This is a genomic window from Caballeronia hypogeia (genome assembly GCF_001544875.2).
Classification (GTDB): Bacteria; Pseudomonadota; Gammaproteobacteria; order Burkholderiales; family Burkholderiaceae; genus Caballeronia; species Caballeronia hypogeia.
This window is the reverse complement of the sequence record NZ_FCOA02000030.1, coordinates 60566-84738: the sequence shown is the minus strand read 5'-3', so window position 1 is coordinate 84738 and position 24173 is coordinate 60566. Positions and strand designations below refer to the sequence as shown.

The window sequence follows — 24173 nt, the reverse complement described above, 5'->3', positions numbered from 1 at the left end:
ATGCTGTCGCGGCCGGCGACCGGCACGACGCGCAATTCGGTGACTTTGGGAGTGGCGTTCGGGTTCGTGGACATGAGCTAATTCCTTTGAGTTGAGTTGAGGCGGGAGCGTCAGACAGCCCCTTCGGCCTCGACATAAAGTGCGTAGAGCGAGTGCGAGCTCGCCATATAGAGCCGGTTGTTCTTCGGCCCGCCGAAAGTCAGATTCGGGCAACGCTCCGGCAGGTGAATGAAGCCGATGGGCTTGCCCTTCGCGTTGAATACCTTCACGCCGTCGAGGTCGGCGGAGTTCACGCCGCCGCGTCCATCGGAGCCCCAGCCGCACCACAGATTGCCGTCGCGGTCGACCTTGAAGCCGTCGAGCGCGCCGGCGCCGTTCGCATCGAAAAGCTTCGTCTTGTTCGTGAGCGTGAAGCCGTCCGCGCCGACCTCGTAGCTCCACATGATGCGGCTCGGCGTCGCGCGGCTTTCGATCACGTAGAGCTTCGATTCATCCGGCGAAAACGCGAGCCCGTTCGGTCCGGCGAGATCGGTGATGATCGCCTGCAACTGGCCGTCGGGCGAAATGCGATACACCGATTGCGGCAGCTCGGGCGTCGCCTTGTCGCCTTCCCAGTTGCCCGCGATCCCGAACGGCGGATCGCTGAACCAGATCGAGCCGTCCGACTTGCAGACGATATCGTTCGGCGAATTCAGACGCTTGCCCTGATAGTTGTCCGCGAGCACGGTGATCTTGCCGTTGTGCTCGGTGCGCGTCACGCGTCGCGTGAGGTGCTCGCAGGTCACGAGCCGGCCTTGCAGATCGCGCGTGTTGCCGTTCGACTGGTTCGAGGGCTGGCGGAACACGCCCCAGTTACCCGTCATTTCGTCGTAGCGCATCATGCGGTTGTTGGGGATGTCGCTCAGCACGAGATAACGTCCTGCCGGAAAATACACTGGCCCTTCGGCCCAGCGCATGCCGCTGCCGAGCTGCTCGACCGACGCGCTATAGAGCCGGTATTTCGCGAAGCTCGGATCGAGAATTTCCACCGATACATCCGGATAGCGCGTGCTCGGCTTGAACGGCACCGTGTTCGCATCGGTCGATGCACCAAGCGCCTGCGCGCCCGCCAAACCCGACACACCCGCTGCCGATGCCAGTCCGCCCGCCGCAGCGGCCTTCAGAAAAGTACGTCGCTTGCTCACTTGCGTTTCTCCTTTTTATGCAGCCGGCTTCAGTTCGAAGCGCTGGATCTTGCCCACGACGAACAGGTAGCAGACGATCGCGATCAACGCGTTCGCGCTGACGAACACGAGCGCCGACGCGAACGAGCCCGTGCCCTGCACGAGATAGCCGATGACGATCGGCGTCGTGATGCCCGCCGTGTTGCCGAAGGTGTTGAAAAGCGCCGCGCACAAACCGCTCGCTTCCTTGGGCGCGGTGTCGGACACGACCGCCCAGCCGAGCGCGCCGATGCCCTTGCCGAAGAACGCCGCCGCCATGATGCCGACCACGAGCCACTGGTTATCGACGTAGTTGCACACGATCATGCAGGTGGACAACAACAGGCCGACGACGATCGGCACCTTGCGCGCGGTGGACGTCGAGAAGCCGCTCTTCATCAGCCGGTCGGAGATGACGCCGCCGAGCACGCCGCCGAGAAAGCCCGCGATCGCCGGAATCGAGGCGACGAAGCCCGCCTTCAGAATCGACATGTGGCGTTCCTGCACGAGATAGATCGGGAACCACGTCAGGAAGAAATACGTGAGCGTCGTAATACAGTACTGCGCGATGAACACGCCGAGCATCATGCGGCTCTTGAGCAATTGCGCGAACACGGCGCGGCCATGCGTGCCCTTGTTCTTCGTATGTGTCTGCGCCGCGCGGCGTTCCTGCGCGAGCTGCTTGTCTTCGAGGTCGACCATCGCGCCGTTGTCGGCGATGAAGCGCACTTCGGCTTCATTGGCGAGCGGATGCTGACGCGGCGCGTAGATCGTCTTGAGCCAGACGCCGGTGATGACCACGCCGAGCGCGCCCATCGCGAAGTACACGTGCGGCCAGCCGTACTCGTGCGTGATCCAGCCCATGATCGGCGTGAACAGCACGGCGGCGAAATATTGCGACGAGTTGAAGATGGCGGACGCCGTGCCGCGCTCGGCCGTCGGGAACCAGGTCGCGGTCAGGCGCGAATTGCCGGGAAACGCCGGCGCCTCGGCCGCGCCGACGCAAAAGCGCAGCACGAAGAGCGTGACGATGGCCATGCCCACCGGCAGCGCCGCGACGAAGCCCTGCAGCGCCGTCAGAATCGACCAGAAAAAGATGCTGAACGCATACACGCGTTTGGAGCCGAAACGGTCGAGCAGCCAGCCGCCCGGAATCTGCGCGATCACGTAAGCCCACGCGAACGACGAGAAGATGTAGCCCATCGCGACCGGCGAGATATGCATCGCCTTCTGGATCGCGGAGCCGGTGATGGAGAGCGTTGCGCGGTCGGCGTAGTTGACCGTCGTGACCAGGAACAGCATGAACACGATCAGGAAGCGCGCCTTGCTGCGCCCCGCGTATGCCGCCGCCTTGCCGGCGAGAGATGCGGGACTACCGCTCCCGTCCGCACGACCCGTCGGGTCCTGTGCTCGCTGCATGCCTTTTTCCATTGTCGTCTCCGAATCGCATGTTGTGTGATGTCTCACGCAAACGAAGGATATGTTAGCGCCAACATTGGCAAAATCCGGGTTTTCCCGACACAAATTTATACGATGTCTTATCTCATAGGATTGGCATGGAGATCGCTTTCGAGAGGCGTGTCGGTAGAATGGCGGCTACCACGGAGCGGACATGGATACGAGCCACGAGCCCGACGCAGGTCGGCTTCCAGATCAGACGGGCGCGAGCGTCACGCTCGAGGACGTCGCACGCGTGGCCGGCGTCACGGCGATGACCGTCTCCCGCGCGATGAACCGTCCCGAACTCGTGCGCGAAGAAACGCGGCGGCGCGTGCTCGACGCGGTCCGCACGACCGGCTACGTGCCGAACCTGCTGGCGGGCGCGCTCGCGAGCAACAAGAGCCGCCTGGTCGCCCTGCTGCTGCCGACCATCGCGACATCCATCTTCACGGACATGGTGCAGGCCATGATGTCGAGCCTCGCCGCGTCCGGCTATCAAACCCTGCTGGGCCTGACCGACTATCTTCCCGAGCGCGAGGAGCAGATCGTGCAGACGCTGCTCGGCCGGCGTCCCGACGCGATCGTGCTGACCGGCACCGATCACACCGCGCTCACGCGCGAGCGTCTCGCCAAGACGCGCGTGCCGATCCTCGAAATCTGGGATCTGGTCGATGATCCCATCGACATGTTGATAGGCTTTTCGCACGAGGCGGTGGGCGAAGCCGTCGCGCGTCATTTGCTGCAGAAGAACTACCGGCGCTTCGGCGTGGTGTCGGCGGGCGACCCGCGTGGCCTGCGACGCAGCCGCAGCATGATCGCCGAACTGCAGCGGCGCGGCGTTGCCGATGTGCCGCTGGAAATCCTGCCCGCGCCCGCTACGCCGCAAGCGGGCCGCGACGGCCTCGCGCGCATGCTGGAGCACGGCCTGCCCGATGTGATCGTGTGCAGCACCGACACGCTCGCGCAAGGCGTCCTCGCCGAAGCGGCCAGGCGCGGCATGGCGGTTCCGCGGCAAGTCGCGGTGATGGGCTTCGGCGATCTCAGCACGGCGGCGCACGTGCATCCGGCGCTTTCGACGGTGCGCATCGACGGCGCGGGGATCGGCAGGATGGCGGCCGAGGCGTTGCTGGCCCGGCTCGACGGGCGGCAACCGGCGCCTGCCGCCGCGCTGCGCGTCGATACGGGCTTTTCGATCATCGATCGGGAAAGCGCCTGAGGGGTGCGTTCATTCAAGCCAGTGCGTGCGCTTGCGGTGATGCGCGAGATGCGCACGTTGCGTGTGAGTCGGCGGCGTCGAGAGCGCGAGGCCGTCATGCAGGCCGAGTTCTTCGCGGGCGGCTTCACCGAGCGCGTCGGAGATCAGGATCGCCCGCGCATTTCTGAAGCCCCGCTCACCCCTCCACCAGTTGCCGCACCCTCGCCGCCAGGGTTTCCAGCGCGAACGGCTTGGTCAGCACCTGCATGCCGGGCTCGAGCCGTCCATTGCCGATCACCGAGTTCTCCGCATAACCCGTGATGAACAGCACCTTCAGCCCGGGCCGCGCCTGTCGTCCCGCCTCCGCCATCTGCCGGCCGTTCATGCCGCCGGGCAAACCGACGTCGCTGATCAGCAGGTCGATCCTCATGTTCGACTGCAACAGTTTCAGCCCGCCCACGCTGTCGGTCGCCTCGATCACCGCGTAGCCGAGTTCCTCCAGCACGTCGGTGATGAGCATGCGCACGCTCGGCTCATCGTCGACGACGAGCACCGTCTCGCCCGTTTCCGCGCCGGGAATGGCCGTCTCGTCCTGATCGACGGGGTCGCCATCGACATCCCCATAAAAGCGCGGCAGGTAGATGCACACAGTCGTGCCCTGTCCCGCCTCCGAATAGATCCGGACCTGACCGCCGGACTGCTTGGCGAAGCCGTAGATCATCGAGAGACCGAGGCCCGTGCCCATACCGATCGGCTTCGTGGTGAAGAAAGGATCGAAGGCCTTCGCGACGATATCGGGCGTCATGCCCGTGCCGGTATCCGTGACGCAGAGCGACAGGAACTGGCCTTCGGGCATGTCGTGGCTTTGCGCGGCGCGGGCGTCGATCCACTTGTTGGCCGTCTCGATGGTGATGCTGCCGCCATCCGGCATCGCATCGCGGGCGTTGATGCACAGGTTGAGCAGCGCGTTTTCCAGTTGCCCCGAGTCGACCAGCGCGGGCCACAGGCCGGTCGCGCCGACCGACTCGACCCGGATGCCCGGCCCCACCGTGCGCTGTATCAGCTCGGTCATGCCGTTCACGAGCGCGTTGACATCGGTGGGACGCGGATCGAGTGTCTGACGACGCGAAAACGCCAGCAGCCGATGCGTCAGCGCCGCCGCGCGCCGCACCGCGCCCTGTGCGGCGACGACGTATTTATCGACGTCCGCGATGCGTCCCTGGCTCAGGCGGATACTCAGCAACTGCAACGAGCCCGACACGCCCGCGAGCAGATTGTTGAAGTCATGCGCGAGCCCGCCGGTGAGCTGTCCGACCGCCTCCATCTTTTGCGATTGCCGTAGCTGCTCTTCAGCGCGCATGAGTTCGGCGCTCCGTTCTGCGACGCGCTGCTCCAGCGTTTCATTGAGCGCGCGCAGCGAGGCGGCCGCGCGGTCGCGCTCCTTCTCCACGGCGCGGCGCTTCTCGACATCGAGCACGACGCCCGGAAAGCTCAGCGGCGTGCCGTCCGGCGCGTGGTCGACGCGCCCGCTCGCCTCGATCCAGTAATAGCGTCCGTCCGCGCGTCGCACGCGGTACTGGTGGGCGTAGCGCCCGCCACGCGCGATCACCGCTTCGATCGCCGCTTTCAGTCCCGCCCGGTCGTCGGGGTGGACGTTCTCCGTCACTTGCGAGAGGCTGAGATGATCGCGGCTGCGCGCGGGATCGAGGCCGAAAGCGCGCGCGAACGCCTCATCGACGCTGAAGCGGTCGTTCGGCAAGTCCCAGAACCACGTGCCGATGATCGCGCCGGCCGCAAGCGCGAGCCGCACCCGCTCGACGTTTTCGCGCGCGAGCGCTTCGCTGGCGCGCAGCGCCGACTCGGCTCTCTTGCGCGCTGAGATATCGCGGAACAGCACGGACACTTGCCGCAGGCTCGCCGGTTCGACGCGCGCCGCCGACACTTCGATATGCCGTCCGGCGCCCCGGAAATAGCGCTCGAAACGCGTCGGCTCGCCGGTGCGCAGCACCGTGCCGTAGAGTTCGATCCAGCGGTCCGCATCGCCCGGATCGATGTCGCGCAAGGTCTTGCCGACGATGTTCGCAATCCCGCTATGCCGTTCGTATCCGGGGTTGGCGTCGACGTGAAGATAATCGCTGAGCGGCCCGTGCGGCCCGTCGAAGAATTCGATGATGCAGAACCCATCGTCGATTGCGTTGAACAGCGCGTGATAGCGCGCCAGAGCGGACATGCGAAGGCTTTCGGAGTCGGGGGCGTCGTTCATCGGGAAAGTCTTGCTGATCGCCCGCTCCAATGCCGCTCTGAAAGCGCACCAGGAACGGCGTGAGGAACCAATCTAAAAAACGCTATGGTGCACGCGTTGATCGCGCCGGCATAGCAGCAAGGCACGGGCCAGTGAAGATTTCCCTTCAGCGACCAACTTTCGTCCAGCCCGTTAGCCTTTTTGCGCCTTGCGCCCGGCGCGCGCCTTCGGCATTTCGGGCGGCGAAGTCACGCCCGCCACCGCCGCGCCCGACTGCACCAGAAACTCCCGGAACGCAGTGGCCACCTGAGGCAGACGCCGCTCCGACATGTGCACGACATGCCACGCGCGCTCGATCGGCGTGGAAGGCACGGGCAGCGTCGCGAGCAGACCAGCCTTGATTTCGAGCGCGCACGCGTGCAGCGAAAGAAACGCCACGCCGAGCTCCGCCTCGACGAGCTGCTTGATCGCTTCGTTGCTCGACAACTCCGATGCGGCATGCAGCTTCAGTCCCGCCTCCTTGAATAGTCCTTCGATCGCCACGCGCGTGCCCGAGCCGCGCTCGCGCACGAGCAGGTTCGCGGCTTCGAGATCGGTCAGGCCGATGTGCTTCGCGCGCATGAGCGGATGCGTGGGCGATGCCACGAACGCCATCGGATGCTTCGCGAACGCGGCGGCGCTGGTGCGCAGCTCGCGCGGCTGCCGCCCCATGATCGCGAGATCGATCTCGTTGGTCGCGAGCATGCGCACGATGTCGTCGCGATTGCCGATGCGAAATTGCAGCTTCACGCCGGGCCGCTCCTTCGTGAAGCGCACGAGCAGCGGCGGCACGAGATATTCCGCCGTCGTGATCGCGCCAATGCGCAACGTGCCGCCCAGTTCGCCGCGCAGCGCCGCGACTTCCTCGCCCGCCTCGTTCCAGAGGCTCAGGATTTCGTTCGCATAACGCGCCATCACTTCGCCTGCCGCGGTGAGCTGCACCTCACGCCCCACGCGGCGCAGAAGCGGCGTGCCCGCCGCTTCGCCCAGCAGCGAAATCTGCAGCGACACGGCGGGCTGCGTCAGATGCAGTTCGAGCGCGGCGCCCGAGATGCTGCCCACGCGCGCTACCGTCTGCAGCGTGCGCAATTGCCGGAAAGTGGTCGTTTTTAACATTAGCAAAAACTTATGAGTCGGTGATAAATACTAAATAGCGCAAATGTTTTCGGGTCGTTATCTTTTTCCCAACGATGTCGTCAAGCGCGGCCCCGGCCCAGCGGCGACACACACGCATTCAACGACTCCGAGAGGCAGGCAATGGCAATCGATGCAATCGTGGCGGACATGGACACGGTATGGACCCGTACCGGCGGGCAGGAGAAACCGGCGGCGAAACACGCGCAGGACACGGCGCTCAGGCGCTTTCTGGAAAGCGTGCGCGATGACGGCTATCCGCTCCTGCTCGTGAGCGAGCTCAATGCGGCGAGCCTGAACGACGCCATCAGCGAGACGCTCGGCGAGGACGGCATCACGTATTTCTCGTCGATTCTTTCAGAGAGCGAATCCGGATCGCGCTATGCGGTCGCGCTGCATACGCTCGCGACGCCCGCGCATCGCGTCGTCGCGCTGGGCGCGGATCAACGCGGGCTCGAAGAGGCGCGCAGCTCGGGCATCACGCAGTGCGTGCCCTTGAGCGATGCCTTGCGTCGCGGCGCCGCGCAGTTCGATCACGCCTATTCGTCTGATTGATGAAGTCCTTCCGGGAGAGCCATGATGTTGAACCCCTATGCACAACACCAGGTTGATTCGCCCCATCGCATCGTGATCGTGGGCGGCGGCGCCGCGGGACTCGAACTCGCGACGCGTCTCGGCAACGGCGTCGGCAAGCGCCGTCGCGCCGAGGTGATCCTCATCGACCGCTTTCCGACGCACTTCTGGAAACCCTTGCTGCATGAAGTCGCGTCGGGCCAGATCGACGCGTCGAGCCACCAGATCGACTATGCATCGCACGCGAAGTGGAATCACTTCCGCTTCGAGCAGGGCGCGCTTTCGAGCATCGATCGCGAACGCCGCGAGATCGTCATCGACGAAACCACCGACAGCGACGGCCGTCCGCTCCTGCCGCGCAGAACGCTGGCCTTCGATACGCTCGTGCTCGCGCTCGGCAGCGTCACGAACTTCTTTTCGATTCCCGGCGCGGAGCAGCATGCGCTGACGCTGGAAACGGTGGAACAGGCGGAAACGTTCAGGCGGCGTCTGTTGTCGAGCCTGCTGCGCTCGGGTCATGCGGGCGCCGTGAAGACTCCCGTCTCGGTGACGGTGATCGGCGGCGGCGCGACCGGCGTCGAGCTGGCCGCCGCATTGCGCGGCACGGCGGAAATGGTGCGCGACTATCACCTGGCGTCGCTCGATCCGGCCAGCGATATCCGCATCCGCCTGCTCGAAGGCGCGCCGCGCGTGTTGCCCGCGTTGCCCGAGCGCATTTCGCTGCGCGCTCAGGACGTGCTCGCGGGGCTGGGTGTCGAAGTGCGGCTCGGCTGCCGCGTGAAGTCGGTCGATGCCGACGCCGTCTCGACCGCCGATGGCGAAACGCTCGCGAGCGACATCACCATCTGGGCCGCCGGCGTGGAAGGCCCGGCCGTGCTGCGACGGCTCGAAGGCTTGCCGCTGAACCGGCTGGGACAGGTGATCGTCGACGGCAGCTTGCAGATCGGCGCGGACTCGGGTGTCTACGCAATGGGCGATTGCGCCGCGTGTCCCGCCGCGAAAGGCGACGCTCTCGTGCCGCCGCGCGCGCAGGCAGCCTTTCAGCAGGCCGTGTATCTCGCCGATGCGCTCGCGCGTCGTCTCGATGGCCGCGCCGTGCCGATGTTCGCCTATCGCGATCAGGGAACGCTGATCTCGTTCGGACGCGCGGGAGCGGCGGGCGCATTGATGAGCGAGTTGCTGCGCCGGCCGCTGTTCATCGACGGATGGTTCGCGGCGACGTGCTACAGGCATCTTTATCGCCGGCACATCATGGGGCTGACGGGCATCAAGCGCGCGGTGATGTACGCCGCGAGCCAGTGGCTGCGCGAGCGCGTGCGGCCCACGGTGAAGGTCAACTGATCATGCGCCGGAGAGTGCGTCGATCGAGATGCACTCTCCGGAAGTCATGATCGATCAAGGCTCGCTGATCGTGAACCAGAAGTCGAACTTGTCGAACAGCGCGAGCATGTCGCTGAACTTCTGACGATCGCCTTCTATCTTCACTTGCCCGCTATCGGCGAGATTGCCGAGCTTGAGCTTGCCGAGCGCGATGTCGTCGAGCGTGGTTCTGTCGAGCGTGATCGTTGCGTCTGCGCTCTGAAGCGACTTGCCCTTGCCGTAGTTCATCACGCCGTCCTCGACCGTCAGCGTGTAGTTTTCCTTGATGTCCGGGAAGATCACGTTGAAGGCGTAACGCTTGTCTCCCGCGCGCGGCCCGTTGAGGTGAATCGCGAGAAAGTCGAGGAACATCTCGGTGGTCATGCCGCGAATGATGTCCGGCGACGATGTATTCGGCGTCGCCATTTTCTTCACGCCGCCGCGCAATTCCTGCGCGCCGCTCAGATAGAAGTTTCGAGCCGGGCCGGATTCTGCCTGATAGCCGAGCTGTTCGAGCGCGTCCGCTTCGAGTTGCCTCGCGGCCTTGTTGTCCGGCTGCGCGAACACGACCTTGTTCGTGATCGTCGCAGCCCAGCGATAATCGCCCTTGGCGAAGGCTTCGCGCGCATTCGCGAGGATCTTGTCCGCGCCGATCATATCGACATACTTCTTCGCTTCCTCGGTGGGCGGCAGCGGATCGAAGTCGGCGGGATTGCCGTCCCACCATCCCAGATAGAGCTGATAGGTCGCACGCACGTTGTGCTTCAGGTTGCCGTAGTAACCGCGGTTATAGAACTCTTTCGCGAGGGAGTCGGGCAGCACGAACTGTTCGGCGATCTCGTGCATCGTGAGGCCCTGATTCGCCATGCGCAGGGTCTGGTCGTTGATGTATTTGTACAGGTCGCGTTGCTTTTTCAGATGCTCCACGACGCGATCGTTGCCCCATTGCGGCCAGTGGTGGCTGCCGAACGATACCTGCGCTTCGCCGCCCCATAGATCGATGGTCTGATCGAGATACTTCGCCCACTTCTGCGCGCTGCGCACTTTCGCGCCGCGCAAGGTCAGAATGTTATGCAGCGTGTGATTGCCGTCTTCCGCAAGATCGATAGCCTTGAACTGAGGGAAATAGAACAGCATCTCCGCCGGCGCCTCGGTTCCCGGCGCCATCTGAAACACGACGTCGACGCCATCGATCGTCATCTTCTCGCCGGTCGTCTTGATGATGTTGCTCGGCTCGAACAAGGTGATCGAACCTGCCGCCGTCGTCAGGCCAAGGCCGCCGCCGACATTGCCGCGCGGATCTTTCGGCAGCAGATTGCCGTACATGTATGAAGCGCGGCGGCTCATGACGTTGCCGGCGAACACGTTCTCGCTGACGGCTTCCTCCATGAATCCGTCCGGCGCGACCACGGGAATTTTGCCCGAGCGAACGTCTTTCTCATCGACTATCCCGCGAATGCCCGCGAAGTGATCGACGTGACTGTGCGTGAAGATGACGCCGGTAACAGGAAGCCGCTCCACCTTTTCGTTGATCAGGTCATACGCGGCCTTTGCGGTCTCCGCCGACGTCAGCACGTCGACGACCACCCAGCCGGTCTTTCCGCGTATGAAGGTGATGTTCGCGAGGTCGATGTTGCGGACCTGATAGATACCGTCGACGACCTTGTACAAGCCGTGCATGCCAAGGATCTGCGACTGCCGCCAGAGGCTCGGATTGACTGTGGCGGGAGTTCCGGAGGTCGATTTGAGGAAGTCGTACTGCGACAGGTCGATCACGACATTGCCGGCCTGCCCTTTGATCACCGGGCTCGGCAGATCGGCGATGAAGCCGCGCCGGGCATCTTCGAAGTCGCGTTGATCGGAAAAGTCGAGGTAATTGCGGAGCTTGTCGTTCGCCTGGATGGTCGCGGCGGTGGCGCCTTTGGGCGCCTGAGCAAAGGAATTCGACGAAACCAACGGCGAGGCCAGCAACAAGAAAGCAGCCACGAGAGTCGCAACGCGCATCGGGTCACCTCTGGGTTCAGGAAGGAAACGACTGCAGAAGCCGGTTCAGGTTTTGCGGCTGGACACGAATGAATCCGCCTTGCGGACTGTCGATATCCGATATGAGTGAAAACGACAGCGAGACCGTCACGGGCAATACCGTGATGAGCCATCCTTTGCCGAGTTTGCCTCGCGCGCCGAAACCCTGAACCGCGCAGGCGAACAGCCCGATCACGATCATCAGAAACCATGCGCCCAGCGGAATGTGATTGATGCGCGCCGCTTCCGCGTAGTCCTGCGAGTTCAGAACATCGTTCATGCCGGTGACGACGATCGCGCCGATCGGCGTCGGCGTGTCTTTGGCGACCTGAGTCGCGAGGCTCCATAGCTGGGTCTGCAAAGTCGAGATGTTGCGGCTGAGTTGCGCAAGCTCGTCGCGATCACCGGTGCTGTAGTAAGCCGAGCGAAGCTTCGCATAATCGACGAGCGCACTTTTCATGCGGACACCGAGCGGCGCGCCCACGAGATCCGCACGCGCGTATTCCGTGCCTATCGCGTTGGCTTCCGCTTCCTCCAGCGTCTTGCGCTGGTCGTACCGGCCGACCGCCATGGAAAGCGTGAAGCCAATCAGCAGCGCCAGCAAGGTCAGCGTGGCCGTCTGCACCACGTTGAAATCTTCCCGCTCCTCATCCGGAAGCTTCAGCAAGCGTCTCAGCACGATTGCGCCGAACGCGACCGCGGCGATGAAGCATGCGAGCAGCGCGGGAAAGAGCGCCGCCGGATGAGCGATGAATCCTGCCATGCGACGGCCTCCACGAAGCGGCGGTGAATAGCGACATCGAGCGAGAGACAAACATGACGTTTGCAAACCGATATCACTTCTCGCCGCGACTTACAAGCGGCCTTTCATTTTCATGATTCTTGCGCGGAGCGAGAGGATTCGATTCGTTCCCCGACGGTCCAAGCGCCTGCTCGATGAGCCTCCCGCAACGCTCGTCGCTCAGCATGCTCTCCGCAATCGCATAACCGAGCGTGCGATACGCCTCGAACTGCGCTTCGTCGAAGAACTGGTCAATGGTCGTCTGATCCGGAAAGTCGCTGAAAGCGGCCTTGTAGCCGCGCACGTCGAGTCCGACCTTCTCGATGAGCGTCGAGGTCACGTAGATCAACTGACCCTCAACTTCCTTCGGGTCCTGATCCGGTTCCTTCGCGTAATGAATCGTCCCGACGGCGAACCCGTTCTCGGCGAACAGCGCCGATTGCGGATAACCGCTGGCTCTTCTCGGAATGAACGTCGCAAGTCCCGCCTCGAGATCGGTGCCGAAGTCGATGCTCGCGCCGAAATCCGCCTTGATGCGCGAGAGCGTCGAGATGAAATCCTTGAATGAAAAGTCCGGGTCCGCGGTGCCGTCGCAAAGCACAATGAAGCGCGTGCGTCTGCGAATCAGTTCATAGAGACCGAGGTTATCGAAGTGCCCGCCGTCGGATAGCTCGACAAGCTTCGCGTCTTCCTTGAAATGCGATGAAATCTCGCGCCATCCCACGGAAAAATGATTACGTTGTCTCGCGCTGCCTCTCAGCGTGCCGCGAGGATTGCCGACCCAGTAACCGAGACGCACGTTGGCCAATGCCATCAGCAATGCAACGAAGCGATTGCGCAGCAGATCGCCCCCGGCGTCGGGATTGGCGGCCGCGCCGGAAATGGCCATCGCGGTGGCGAGCGACATGTCGTTGCCGAGAAAAGAGGTCGTATTCGCCCAGCCCGTCGCATTGCTGCCGCATACGCGCGGCGAGAGCAGAAAGCTGTCCCCGCCGCGCAGCCGCCAGGTTCTTTCCGGCGAGCCCGTCAGAATCACATTCGCGTTGATGAGCGGATAAGGGCAATGCGCCGGATTCGCTTCCATGCAGAACTCGGAGAGCCTCGCCTTGTCGGCGGCGAGCGCGGGCCCCGAGCGCAACGCAGATTGCGCGTCGAGCGGATCGGGCATATACGCTTCCATCAGTCTGTCCCGATAGAAACGATGCAGACTGATCAGATTGATGTTCACGAAATAGCCGGATATGAGCGAGATCAGCACGAAAACGGCTAACGCGATCGACCAGTTGTTATAGGCGCTGCAAGGATCGACCAGTACATGATTCTGGACATAGCAGGCGTTGTGTTCGAGGAATACGGCCGTCGCCCATGCATACGACATCAAAGCGATGCCGTACAGCACGAGAAATGCGCCGATCGTGGCGACGACGCCCAAAAGCGGTCCCTGAGTCTTTCGCGAATTGCGTGCGGTCAAGTGCGTCCAGACCGCGGTTAGCACGCCGACGAACGTGGAGATGACGCCCGACGCAGTCGATTGATTGAAGAACTCGAAAATCAGCGGCAGCAGCGCGAGCGGAACGCAGGCCGCGAATACCCAGAGCGGATAGCGAATGACAGACTCGAACTCGCGCCGCGTTTTATAGCGCCATTTGGTGTTTGGCCCGGTGACGCAGGTCATGAACGAATAGACGAGCGCGTAGATCAGAAAGACCAGGACCGCGCAAGCGCCGACGCTCGCAATGGCGGTGTAGCCATTGGGCCTGAAGCCCTTGGGAAACATGAAGGACAGCAGAGTGGGTATCCAGCCGAGCCATTCGGCCATCCACGACGGCCAGTTCGGGCCGCTTCGCACCGTCATCAGAATCCAGCACAGCAATGCTGCGAGTGGAAACCACACGAGCGCATTCAATGCGATGCCGCGCAACAGCACGCCGACGCCCGACACGAGATCGATGCCTTCGCCGGGCGCGAGATATTTGCCATGCTGACGCAGATACGTCAGTTGTTGTTCCTGATCGACGGAACCGCGCCGCTTCGCCGGATCGGTCTCGGCGGGAGACGCCGTGCCGTACGGAAAATTCGACTGATCCATCGAGAATTTCTTGTTGCCGTACTGGGACGTCAGCCAGACGAGCGAACTGCCGAGATAACCGCCGCCGGATACGGTGGACAGGTAATCGAAGTACTTCATCTTGTCGCGGCTGGCGAGCGCCTGTACGACGCCGAGCGCGAACGTCGCGGAACGTATGCCGCCGCCCGAAATCGCAAGGCCGGTAAGGTTGTTACCGATGTCGCTGGTGGAGCGTTTGCTGCATGTGCGCCACTTGATCAGATACTTGAGCTCTTCCGCGAAGATCTCTTTCGACGAGTCATCGGGAGCGCCCTTTCTGATGGCTTTGGAAAGCTCGGCTGGAGAGACGCTCGCAATATCGGCCTTGATCGGAGCTTTCGCCATCGTTTCGATTCCTGTCAACGAACTGCGTCAAACAACGATGCCGCTTTATTGTCTGAAGAATTCCGGAGCGTGAACGGGACTACTTGCTCGATCGATTCGCTATCGTCGCCGAGGAGAAGCTGGCTCCAGGGCTTGGTTTACTCTAGTAACTTTGAAATAAAGTTGTTCTAATTTTTTCGGAGTCGCCCGCGCACGGCGCAGGCTCGCGAATGAGCCACGCGCCTACCGTGCATCGAACGCCGCCGACAACCCGCTCGCGCGCTGCACGCTCGCCTGCACGGCCTGCTCGACGAGCGTCATGCCGCCGGCGCTCGCGATAGTCAGAAACTTGCGCGCCCGAGTAATGCCCGTATAGACCAGTTCGCGCGTGAGCACGGGACTGATCCGCTCGGGCAGCACCAGCGCGGCATGGGTGAACTCCGAGCCTTGCGACTTGTGCACAGTGAGCGCGAACACGGTTTCGACGGCCTGCAACCGGCTCGGCAGCACCCAGCGGATGCGCGCCGAGCCATCGCCCGCCGCGAACGCCACGCGCAAGACCGGCTTGCCGTCGCTGCCCGGCCGCGCGAGCGTGATGCCGATATCGCCGTTCATCAGCCCCAGTTCATAGTCGTTCTGGGTGACGAGCACCGGACGGCCCGCATACCACTCGGCGCCGGCATGGATCAGGTTCTCTTCCTGCAGCAGGCGCGCGATGCGCCGGTTCAGCCCTTCAACGCCCCATGGCCCGCGGCGCAGCGCGCTCAGCAACTGAAACTCCCCGTGCGCCGACAGCACCGCATGCGCCCATGCGTCGAATGTTTCGTCGGCGGCATCCGGCGCGGGTTTGCGGTCGCGCATTGTCTTCAGGTAGTGGCGATAGCCGTGGCGCACCGGCGCATCAGCTTCGGCGAACAGATCGCCGGTCACGCCCGCCGCCGCCACCGCGCCCTCGACGGCCAGCGCCTTCAGCACCGCATCGCCGCGCTCGGGACAGTCCACGTACGCAATGTCCTCGTAGCCCCGGGCGAGAATCTTCGCGATGTCGCCGCGCTTGCCTTCGTTGACGGCAAAGGCCAGCTTGCCGATACCGCTCGTCGATGAAAAGCGATGACTCTTGCGCAGCATCGCGACGCACTGGTCGAGCGCACCGCCCGCCGCATCGGCATATTGCGCGGCGACATGCTCGCCGCTCGCGGCTTCGAGCCACGCCTGCGTGGCGGGCGTGTAGTGCGCGCGCGCGGCGCGGCTGCACAGCTCGCCGAGCACCGCACCCGCCTCGACCGAGGCGAGCTGATCCTTGTCGCCCAGAAGCACGATGCGCGCGCCGCGCGGCAAGGCGGCGAGCACCGCGTTCATCATCTCCAGATCGACCATCGATGCTTCGTCGATCACGAGCACATCCAGCGACAACGGACGGCCCGCGTGATGGCGAAAGCGCCGCGAGTTCGGCACCGTGCCGAGCAGCCGGTGCAGCGTGGTCACATCGACGGGAATCGCCGCACGAATCGCTTCGCCGTTGCCGAACGCGTCGAGCGGCAGTTTCGCGACCGCGCCCGCGATCGATTCGTTCAGCCGCGCCGCCGCCTTGCCGGTGGGCGCGGCCAGGCGGATGCGCAACGCGCGCGAATCGACGGGACTGGCGAGCGCCTGCGCCTGCAGCAATGCAAGCAGCTTGACGACCGTGGTCGTCTTGCCCGTGCCCGGTCCGCCCGTCACGATGGCGAACGCGCTCTTCGCGGCGAGCGCGCAGGCAAGCTTCTGCCAGTCGGCTTCATCGTCCGGCGCTCGCTTGTTCGCAGGAAACAGCGCATCGAGGGCATGACGCAGCGCGGCCATGTCGAACGCGTGCGGCGAAGCGTCCTCGCCCGCGATGCGCTCGCCAATCGCGCGGCACACGTCCTGTTCGTAACGCCAGTAGCGGCGCAAATACAGGCGCTCGTCCGACAGCACGAGCGGCGTGTCGCCCTCGCCCTCGCTCAACAGCGCGGAATGCGCGAGCGCCGCTTTCCAGCGCGCGAGCGTCACGCCCTTGAGCACGCTCGACGGCAATAGCGGCGTGTCGTCGTCATCCTCCGCGCCGGGTTCGCGACGCGCGCTCGCGCCATCGGGCGGCAGCGACAGCGCGAAGGCCGGGTCCGACAGCGTCGCCGACAAATCGAGACACGCGTGGCCGCGCCCGAGCTGATGGCTCGCAAACGCGGCCGCGAGAATCAGGAGGCCCGAGGCGTCGGCGGCTTCGCGCGCGAGGAACTGGGCGAAGGCCGCATCGACCTCGCGCAACCAGCCGCGCTGCACCCAGCGGGCGAGCAGTTGCACGGCGTCGCGGGCGGTGTCGAGGGCGCGGCGCGCGTCGAAGGGAACATCGGCGGGAAGCGCGAAAAACGGCGTGCTCATTCGATCTCCAGACCAGCGGCGAGAACGTTCGGCTCGCCCGTGAACAATGCATCGAGCCGCTCGATCAGCTCGCGCGGCGGACGCTCGGCGCACACGCCCTGCGACGGCGCGTTCAGCCCGCGCACGAACAGATAGACCGCTCCGCCCATATGCGCGTTGTAGTCGTAGTCCGGCAGGCGCGCCTTCAGCAGCCGATGCAGCGCGAGCAGATACAGCACCATCTGCAAGTCGTAGCGCGAGCGCAGCATCTGCGCGCGAATGCGCTCGACGGTGTAATGGGCATTGTCCGCGCCGAGCCAGTTCGATTTGTAGTCGGCCACGTAGTAGCGTCCGTCGTGTTCGAACACGAGGTCCATGAAGCCCTTGAGCATGCCGTTGAGCTGCGTCTGTTCGAGCGCGGGACGCTCGGCGGCGTCGAAGGTATGGGCGCGCACGAGCCGGTCCAGCTCGATGGTGTCGACACGCTCCGCCGCGAACCAGAACTCCATCTCGCCGAGCGCCGTTGCCAGCGCCGACAACGCGAACGACGCCGGCCGCATGCCGTGCTCCGCCTTCAGCACGAAGGGCGTCGAGATGATCTGCAGCATCCACGCGTTGAGCGGGTCGATCCAGCGTTCCCAGCCGCGCACGCTGCAGCGCCTCGCGATCACTTCGCGCAACGCCGCGGGCTCCTTCGCTGTCTGCGCGAAGCCCTGCTCCGCCGCCCATTCGAGCAGATCGTGCAGGAAGCTGCCCTGCTGCGAACCGCGCGGAAAATCATGCAGCGCGGTTCCCGTGGACGCCGGCGCGGGTTGCCGGCGCGTATCGGCTTCTTCGCGTTCGGTATCGTCGTCGCTTGCGGCGTCTTCGCCCTCGCCCTGCGCATCGCGCATTTCGATGATGACATCCTGTCCGCGCGTTTCCGGCTCGGCCGCATGTGCGCCGCCCACCGTCTTCAGGCTCGAATAGCTGGCGATCCACCAGGCCTCGCGCACCACGCGTGCCGAAACCCGCGCACCGCCGCGACGCATCTGCGCGCCATCCGCCTGAAAACGTTCGACGCCGGCTTCCGGCGCGGCCGACAACGCCACATCCTCCGACGAAGCCAGACCGTCCTTCAATGCTTCCTCGAAGCGCGCGGGCACGAGCGGCTCACGCCCGTTCAGCAGATAGCCGATCGCGCTGCGCTCCAGCGCCTTCAACGGCGCCATGCCGATCCACGTCGCGTAACGCGCGCGCGTGAGCGCCACGTAGAGCTTGCGCAGGTCTTCGCCGAGACGTTCGTCATCGGCGCGTTCGAGCATCTCGCCCGCGCCTTCGATCGCGACGTGCGGCGCGCCATCGTCGTCGTGCCATTTGATCAGCGAGTCGCCCGCCTCGACCGGACGATGCGCGCAAATGAACGGCAGGAACACGAGCGGATATTCCAGCCCCTTCGACTTGTGGATGGTCACGACCTTGACGAGATCGCCGTCGCTTTCCAGTCGGATCTGGCGCGAGTCGCCGCCACCGCCCTCATTCGCGGCGTGGCGCTCTTCGAGCAGATGTCGGATCAGGCCCTGCTCGCCTTCGATCAGCACGCTCGCCTGCTGCAGCAGCTCCGCGAGATGCAGCAGGTCGGTGAGCACACGTTCGCCGTCCGCGTTCGCGCGCGGCGCGCCGGCGTCGAGGCCGAGCAGGCGCGCCGGTACGTGGAAGTCGTTGAGGAACGCGCGCAGCATCGGCAGGATGCCCTTGATGCGCCAGTATTCGCGATAGCCGCGAAACTGCAGCATGCAGGCTTCCCAGCGCGATTCGTCGCGGAACAGCGCGTCGAGTTCGGCATAGGAAAGGCCGAGCGTCGTCGTCGCGAGCGCGTTGCGCACGAGCCGCCCGTCCTCCGGTTCGGCGCACGCGGCGAGCCAGTGCGCCATTTCGCCCGCCTGCGCGCTCGCGTAGACCGAGTCCTTGTCGGAGAGATACACCGAACGCACGCCGCGCGCGCCCAGTTCGGCGCGGATCGCCCGCGCCTCGTCGCGGTTGTTGACGAGCACGGCCATGTCGGCGGGACGTAGCGGGCGGCGCCCTTCCGGTCCGTCGAAGCCCGCCGCGCCGCGCCGGCCGAGTTCGAGCAGGCGCACCATCTCGGTGGCGCAGCCCGCCGCCATCCGTTCGATGTACGCGCCCTTGGCCATCGGCTTGTCGGCGGCGTCCGATGTGATCGACCACACGGTCAATGCGCGCGGCGTTTCGTCATCGACCGTGAAGGCGTCCTTGCAGCCCTGCGCGCTCACGTTGACGAACGGCACCGGATTGACCTTGCCGCGCCGGAACAGGAACGCGCCCCCGCCTTCGTCGCGCGTTTCCGCGAGATTGAAGCAATGATTGACGGCTGCGACCATTGCGTGCGTCGAGCGGAAGTTCTTCGCGAGCGTGTAGAGACGCGTGCCGCAGGAACGCCGCGCGTCGAGATACGTGAAGATGTCCGCGCCGCGAAACGCGTAGATGGCCTGCTTCGGGTCGCCGATCATGATGAGGGCGTGGCGTTCCCGCGCATCGCCCGCGTGGTCGTCGCCCGGGCCATAGACCGTGTCGAAGATGCGGTACTGCACCGGGTCCGTGTCCTGAAACTCGTCGATCAGCGCGACCGGAAACTGCCGCCGGATGACTTCCGCGAGCCGCGCGCCGTTCGGCCCCTGCAACGCCCGATCGAGGCGTTCGAGCAGATCGTCGAAGCCCATCTGCGCGCGTTTCGCCTGTTCATCGCCGAAGCGCTTTCCGACCCAGCGCGCCGCGTGCGCGAGGATCTTGCCGCGGCATGCCTTCAGCACATTCAGTTCTTCGCGCAAGGCGGCGAGCGCATCGAAGGCTTCGTGCGAAATCGGCGCGCCATTCAGGCACTGCGCCGCCAGTTCGCCCGGCGAGAAACGCTCCCATGCCGTGTCGGTGAGCGCAGGTTCCGCCGCGTCCGGATCGTTGGCCCAGTCGATCAGCGCCTGCAGCCAGCGATTGCAGTTCGCCTGGCCGTACTTCCTGCCGTCGTACCGTTTCGCGGCGCGCGCGGCATCGAGCAGTTCGCGCATCTGGTCGGGCCAGGTTTTCCACGGCTCCTTCAGCGTCGCGAGACGCTCCGCGCGTGCATCGAGTTCTTCGGCTGGTGTCCTCGCCTCGGGCAACAGCGCGCTCACGTCGATCAGATTGCGCAGCGCCTTTTGCAGCTTCTCCGGACCCGTCGCCCAGGTCGTGACGGCGGCCGCGTTCTGTGCGTCGAGCGGCGCCATGAAGGTGCGCCAGTAATCGCGCACGACTTCCGCCAGCAGGTCGCTCTGATCCGTTTCGAGCGTCTGGTCGAAGAGGCTGTCGCTGTCGAACGCGTGCTCGCGCAGCATGCGATTGCACCAGCCGTGAATGGTCGACACGGCCGCCTCGTCCATCCATTCGGCGGCCGATTGCAGCAGGCGCGCGCACGACGGCCACTTCGACGGCTCATACTCGGCGCGCAGTTCGCGCAGCAGAACATCGGCGTCGGCGTCCGGCTCCTCGTGAAAATAACGCGCGGCTTCCGTGAGGCGCGCACGAATGCGGTCGCGCAACTCCTTCGTGGCCGCGTCCGTAAAGGTCACGACGAGAATCTCCGGCGGCGTGAGCGGACGCGGCTGTGCGTCCTCGTACGCGCCTTCGGGATCGTGGCCGAGCACGAGGCGGACATAGAGCATCGCGATGGTGAAGGTCTTGCCGGTGCCCGCGCTCGCCTCGATGAGGCTGCGGCCCGTCAGCGGAAAGCGCAGCGGTTCGAGCGGCCGCGGCGCCTGATTGTGATCGTGATCGATGAAAACCGTCATTCGTCGGCTCCTGCTGCCGCCTGTTTCCTGTCGAGCGCGGCGAGCATCGGTTCGAGCACGCGCCTCGCGTAATGCGTGAACTCGCCGCTCGCGCTGAGCGCGTCATACGTCGGATACGCGCGTCTGAGCGACGCGCTCTGCTCCAGTTCGCCACGCACGAACGGCGGACTGCCTTCGTACGTGCTGCGCGCCTTGGCGTGCGCCGCGTCCTGCCCCTTGCCGCTCTCGAAGAGCCATTTGAGCGCCGTGTCCAACGCGAACGGCAGCGGCCGCGTCATGCCCTCTTCCCACAGGCGCATGAGATCGCCCAGATGCGTGCGCGCATCGTCCGATGCGAGCGGCGGCATTTCGACCGTGCCCTTCTTGCTGACGACGACCGTCGTCACGCTGGCATCGATATTCGCGGCCAGATGCTCGACCCACTGGCCGAGCAGCTTCGCATAGCGATACTGGCTCTTGTCGTCGACGAGCGAGCTGGTCGAAAGCAGCAGGCGCACTTCGCGGCCCGCTTCGTCGGCGCGCCAGTGGCCGAGCCAGTCCGCGAGTTCCAGAGTCTTCAGCGCGACGCCTTCGGTCTGAAACCGCACCTCGCGATCGCGCCCGATCGCAACCGGCCAGCGCGCGAGCTGCGCGCGCCATTCGTCGAAGAGCTTGTCCATGGGCTCCAGCAGCGCGTCGCTCATGTGATCGCCGAAGCCGCCGCTCGCGAGATCGCCGCGCCGGCGGATCGCCGCCATGCGCGTTTCGCGCGTCTGCGCAAGCGCTTCGTCGGTGAGCGGACCGGCCGCCTGCGCCTGGATCAGCTCGTTCTGCAAGGACCACTGCACGAGAGGATCGAGCTCGAAGGGCTCTTCGTCGATGCTCACGGCTTCTTCGTCGTCGAGCGCGACGCGCAGGCGCTGACGGAAGAACGTCTTCACCGGGTCCCGGGCGAAGTCCGCGAGCTCGCGCAGCGTGAGCGGCTCCTCGCGTTCGGGTGCGGCGAGCGGCGCGTGGTCGGCGGCGCGCGGATCGTCCGATGTCTCGCGCCATTCGGCGGCATAGGTAAAAAGCGCCGCATCGTCGGCGCGGAAATAGTCCGCGCTGAACGGCTGCAGGCGATGCTCGACGGTGATGGCTTCGAGCAAGCCTTCATCGTCGTCGATATGCGCCCAGCCTTGCGACAGGTGATCGCGCAACTGCCCGATCAGCACCGACGGCGGCCGCTCGCTGTTGTCGTTGATGCTGCGCCCGACCCACGACACATGCAGATGATCGCGCGCCGACAGCACCGCTTCGAGCAGCAGATAGCGGTCGTCCTCGCGGCGCGAACGGTCGCCCGGACGGTAATAGCCGCGCATCAGGTCGAAGTCCATCGGCACGCGGGTGCGGGGATAATCGCCGTCGTTCATGCCGAGCAGGCAGACGCGGCGGAACGGAATCGCGCGCATCGGCATGAGTGTCGCGAAGGTGACCGCGCCCCCGAAAAAACGCTGCGACAACTCGTTCTGGTCGAGTTCCGACAACCAGTAGTCCGCGACCACCGACAGCGGCAGCTCGTCTTCCAGCGAAGCTTCCGCGCAGGCGTCGAGCCAGCCTTGCAGCACGTTGTCCAGACGCGCGAAGGTGTAGGCGTCCTGGGCGTCATCGGAAAGGAAGAAGGCGTCGCGCAATTCGCGCAGGCGCGCGGCCCAGTCCGGCACCGTCGCGGGCGTGCTCAGCGTGTCCCACGCGTGATCGAGCGCGTCGAGCAGGCGCGCGAGCGGGCCGAGCAGCGCCGCATCCAGGCCGCCCACTTCGCCGAACGGCTCGATGCCCTGCCACGCCTGCGCATCACTTCCGACCGCGTAGCCGAGCAGCATGCGCCGCAAGCCGAACGCCCACGTGTGCGGCGCGGCGGCTTCGTCTTCCTTCGGCAGGCCGAGGCTCGCGCGCTGCTTCGCGTGCAGGCCCCAGCGCACGTTCGCGCCGCGCACCCACGCGCGCAGGCGCGGCAGATCGGCGGTCGCTATGCCGAAGCGGCGGCGCAGCGCGGGCACGTCGAGCAGGTCGAGCAGATCGCTCACGGTGAAGCGCGAGCGCGGCAGATTGAGCAGCGTTTCCAGTGCGCCGATGAGCGGGTCGGCGGCGCGCTGGCCGCGATCGGCCACCGTGAACGGGATATGGCGCGGATCGCCGCGCTCCAGCAGGCCGAACACCGCCTGAATATGCGGTGCATAGCTTTCGATGTCAGGCACCATCACGATGATGTCGCGCGGGCGCAGGGTTTCATCGGCGTTGAAGGCGGCCAGCAACTGGTCGTGCAGGATTTCCACTTCGCGCTGCGGCCCGTGTGCGACGTGAAAGCGGATCGACGCGTCGAATTCGGGATCGACCGGCGGCCATTGCTCGCGCGTCTCGCGCAGCGGCCGCAGGTCGCGAATATCGTCCTGCAACTGCTCCAGCATGGTCTCGCCATCGCGCTCCTCGAACAGATCGATGCGCTCGCCGATATTGGTGAACCGCTCGCGATAGCTTTCGCGAGCCTCGGCGCTGTCGAACTCGTCGAGCAGGCCGATGAAGTCGCGACCCTGCTTGCCCCACGACGCGAGCAGCGGATGCGCGTGCAAGTGCAACTCGTCCGCCGCAAGCTCGGCGGGCGCCCCTTCGCGCCGGGCCTGACGCGAGTGCGCCGCGCGCAGCAGGTCCTTGTCGGGGACGATGTCGGCCCAGTAATGCGCGCACGGATTCGGCACGCACATGAGCACCTGGCTCCAGCGCGAGAGCGCCGCGAGCGCTTCCAGCGACTGGCGCGGCAGGCTCGAAATGCCGAACACCACGATGCGGCGCGGCAGACTCCCGGGACGCGTGCCTTCGGGCCACTCGGCGGCGGCGCGCATGAAGGCTTCGTGGACCGCCGCGCGTCCGCCCGTGGATGAGATTTCGCCCGATTCGCCGCCCGGCGAGTGCGCGACTTCATCGACCAGTTCGCGCCACAGCGCCGCCTGCCAGCGCTGCTCGTCGGGCAGCGGCACGCGTTCGCCGCGCGCGCCGATCGCCACGTCCTCGCCCTGGCGCCACGCCGCGAGCCAGTCCGCGCGATACATCTGGTACTGCTCGAACAGATCGGCGATGCGCACCGCGAGCTGATAGCGCTTGCGGCGGTCGTCGTCGTCGCTGATGAAGCGCTTGAGCGGCTCGAATCCGGCGCGGCCCGTGAGCGCAGGCACCACGCGCATCAGACGCCACACGAGGCGCGTGCGGTCGAACGGCGACACCTCGGCGACCCGCTCCGCCCCCAGCACCGCGCGATACGCCTTCCAGATGAAGCGCGACGGCAGCACGATATCGAGCGCCGCGGCGATGCCGCAGCCGCCCTCGCCGGTCGCTGCATGCGCGGGCGCGGCGAGCGCGAGCTTGAGCCACTGCGCGATGCCGTTGCTCTGCACCAGGATGGTTTCGTTTTCGAGCGGCGCGAGCGGATAGCGTTTCATCCATTCGACGAGCAGATCGCGCAGGCGCTCGGAGCGGTTGCCATGGACGAGCATCAGCCCGGGCGGCAGGGAATTCGGATTCAAGAAAACTCCGTGGAAAATGCGG

The 24173-nt window shown here is 65.2% G+C and carries 13 protein-coding genes; 3 read left to right on the top strand and 10 right to left on the bottom strand.

Going from position 1 to position 24173, the window contains the following annotated elements:
- Positions 1–110 precede the first annotated feature (110 nt).
- Both AWB79_RS30675 and AWB79_RS30670 read right to left on the bottom strand, forming a co-directional pair.
- Positions 111–1184, bottom strand: coding sequence for an SMP-30/gluconolactonase/LRE family protein (locus AWB79_RS30675; RefSeq protein WP_061171197.1), 1074 nt, complete (start codon positions 1182–1184; stop codon positions 111–113).
- A 15-nt stretch (positions 1185–1199) separates the two neighbouring features.
- Positions 1200–2633, bottom strand: coding sequence for an MFS transporter (locus tag AWB79_RS30670; RefSeq protein ID WP_082862516.1), 1434 nt, complete (start codon positions 2631–2633; stop codon positions 1200–1202).
- A 181-nt stretch (positions 2634–2814) separates the two neighbouring features.
- On the opposite strand from AWB79_RS30670, the gene AWB79_RS30665 reads away from it, so the two are divergent.
- Positions 2815–3858, top strand: coding sequence for a LacI family DNA-binding transcriptional regulator (locus tag AWB79_RS30665; RefSeq protein ID WP_061171196.1), 1044 nt, complete (start codon positions 2815–2817; stop codon positions 3856–3858).
- Between the two features lie 175 nt (positions 3859–4033).
- Here the strand turns inward: AWB79_RS30665 and AWB79_RS30660 are convergent, their stop codons facing one another.
- Both AWB79_RS30660 and AWB79_RS30655 read right to left on the bottom strand, forming a co-directional pair.
- The gene (locus tag AWB79_RS30660) at positions 4034–6067 is read right to left on the bottom strand and encodes an ATP-binding protein (protein WP_096031633.1); all 2034 of its coding nucleotides are present in this window, start codon (positions 6065–6067) and stop codon (positions 4034–4036) included.
- 204 nt (positions 6068–6271) lie between these two features.
- On the bottom strand, positions 6272–7234 hold the full coding sequence (locus AWB79_RS30655; RefSeq protein WP_061171194.1) for a LysR family transcriptional regulator: 963 nt from the start codon (positions 7232–7234) through the stop codon (positions 6272–6274).
- 141 nt (positions 7235–7375) lie between these two features.
- Between AWB79_RS30655 and AWB79_RS30650 the strand changes: the two genes are divergently transcribed.
- Together AWB79_RS30650 and AWB79_RS30645 are read left to right on the top strand one after the other, a co-directional pair.
- Positions 7376–7807, top strand: coding sequence for an HAD family hydrolase (locus tag AWB79_RS30650; protein WP_061171193.1), 432 nt, complete (start codon positions 7376–7378; stop codon positions 7805–7807).
- A gap of 21 nt (positions 7808–7828) precedes the next feature.
- Positions 7829–9166: an NAD(P)/FAD-dependent oxidoreductase gene (locus AWB79_RS30645; protein WP_061171192.1), complete on the top strand. Its 1338-nt coding sequence runs from the start codon at positions 7829–7831 to the stop codon at positions 9164–9166.
- A gap of 54 nt (positions 9167–9220) precedes the next feature.
- Here AWB79_RS30645 and AWB79_RS30640 read toward each other — a convergent pair whose 3' ends face one another.
- The 6 genes from AWB79_RS30640 to recC all read right to left on the bottom strand — a co-directional run bounded on the left by AWB79_RS30640 (position 9221) and on the right by recC (position 24151).
- Positions 9221–11188, bottom strand: a complete 1968-nt coding sequence (locus AWB79_RS30640; protein WP_061171191.1) for an alkyl/aryl-sulfatase — start codon at positions 11186–11188, stop codon at positions 9221–9223.
- A 16-nt stretch (positions 11189–11204) separates the two neighbouring features.
- Positions 11205–11969, bottom strand: coding sequence for a bestrophin-like domain (locus AWB79_RS30635; protein ID WP_061171190.1), 765 nt, complete (start codon positions 11967–11969; stop codon positions 11205–11207).
- Positions 11970–12042: 73 nt separating this feature from the next.
- Positions 12043–14439: a patatin-like phospholipase family protein gene (locus AWB79_RS30630; protein ID WP_061171189.1), complete on the bottom strand. Its 2397-nt coding sequence runs from the start codon at positions 14437–14439 to the stop codon at positions 12043–12045.
- Between the two features lie 222 nt (positions 14440–14661).
- The gene (gene recD, locus AWB79_RS30625) at positions 14662–16815 is read right to left on the bottom strand and encodes an exodeoxyribonuclease V subunit alpha (protein WP_082862515.1); all 2154 of its coding nucleotides are present in this window, start codon (positions 16813–16815) and stop codon (positions 14662–14664) included.
- Positions 16812–20615: an exodeoxyribonuclease V subunit beta gene (gene recB / locus AWB79_RS30620; RefSeq protein ID WP_061171188.1), complete on the bottom strand. Its 3804-nt coding sequence runs from the start codon at positions 20613–20615 to the stop codon at positions 16812–16814. Before recB ends, recD begins: the two co-directional genes overlap by 4 nt.
- Positions 20612–24151, bottom strand: coding sequence for an exodeoxyribonuclease V subunit gamma (gene recC, locus AWB79_RS30615; RefSeq protein ID WP_232471068.1), 3540 nt, complete (start codon positions 24149–24151; stop codon positions 20612–20614). Before recC ends, recB begins: the two co-directional genes overlap by 4 nt.
- Between the last annotated feature and the right edge of the window lie 22 nt (positions 24152–24173).

Bases quoted from the DNA above. Each gene is read 5' to 3' on its own strand.
- AWB79_RS30670 (WP_082862516.1), bottom strand. From the start codon at position 2,633: ATGGAAAAAGGCATGCAGCGAGCACAGGACCCGACGGGTCGTGCGGAC.
- AWB79_RS30650 (WP_061171193.1), top strand. From the start codon at position 7,376: ATGGCAATCGATGCAATCGTGGCGGACATGGACACGGTATGGACCCGT.
- AWB79_RS30630 (WP_061171189.1), bottom strand. From the start codon at position 14,439: ATGGCGAAAGCTCCGATCAAGGCCGATATTGCGAGCGTCTCTCCAGCC.
- recB (WP_061171188.1), bottom strand. From the start codon at position 20,615: ATGACGGTTTTCATCGATCACGATCACAATCAGGCGCCGCGGCCGCTC.
- recD (WP_082862515.1), bottom strand. From the start codon at position 16,815: ATGAGCACGCCGTTTTTCGCGCTTCCCGCCGATGTTCCCTTCGACGCG.
- AWB79_RS30635 (WP_061171190.1), bottom strand. From the start codon at position 11,969: ATGGCAGGATTCATCGCTCATCCGGCGGCGCTCTTTCCCGCGCTGCTC.
- AWB79_RS30665 (WP_061171196.1), top strand. From the start codon at position 2,815: ATGGATACGAGCCACGAGCCCGACGCAGGTCGGCTTCCAGATCAGACG.
- AWB79_RS30655 (WP_061171194.1), bottom strand. From the start codon at position 7,234: ATGTTAAAAACGACCACTTTCCGGCAATTGCGCACGCTGCAGACGGTA.
- AWB79_RS30640 (WP_061171191.1), bottom strand. From the start codon at position 11,188: ATGCGCGTTGCGACTCTCGTGGCTGCTTTCTTGTTGCTGGCCTCGCCG.
- AWB79_RS30645 (WP_061171192.1), top strand. From the start codon at position 7,829: ATGATGTTGAACCCCTATGCACAACACCAGGTTGATTCGCCCCATCGC.
- AWB79_RS30660 (WP_096031633.1), bottom strand. From the start codon at position 6,067: ATGTCCGCTCTGGCGCGCTATCACGCGCTGTTCAACGCAATCGACGAT.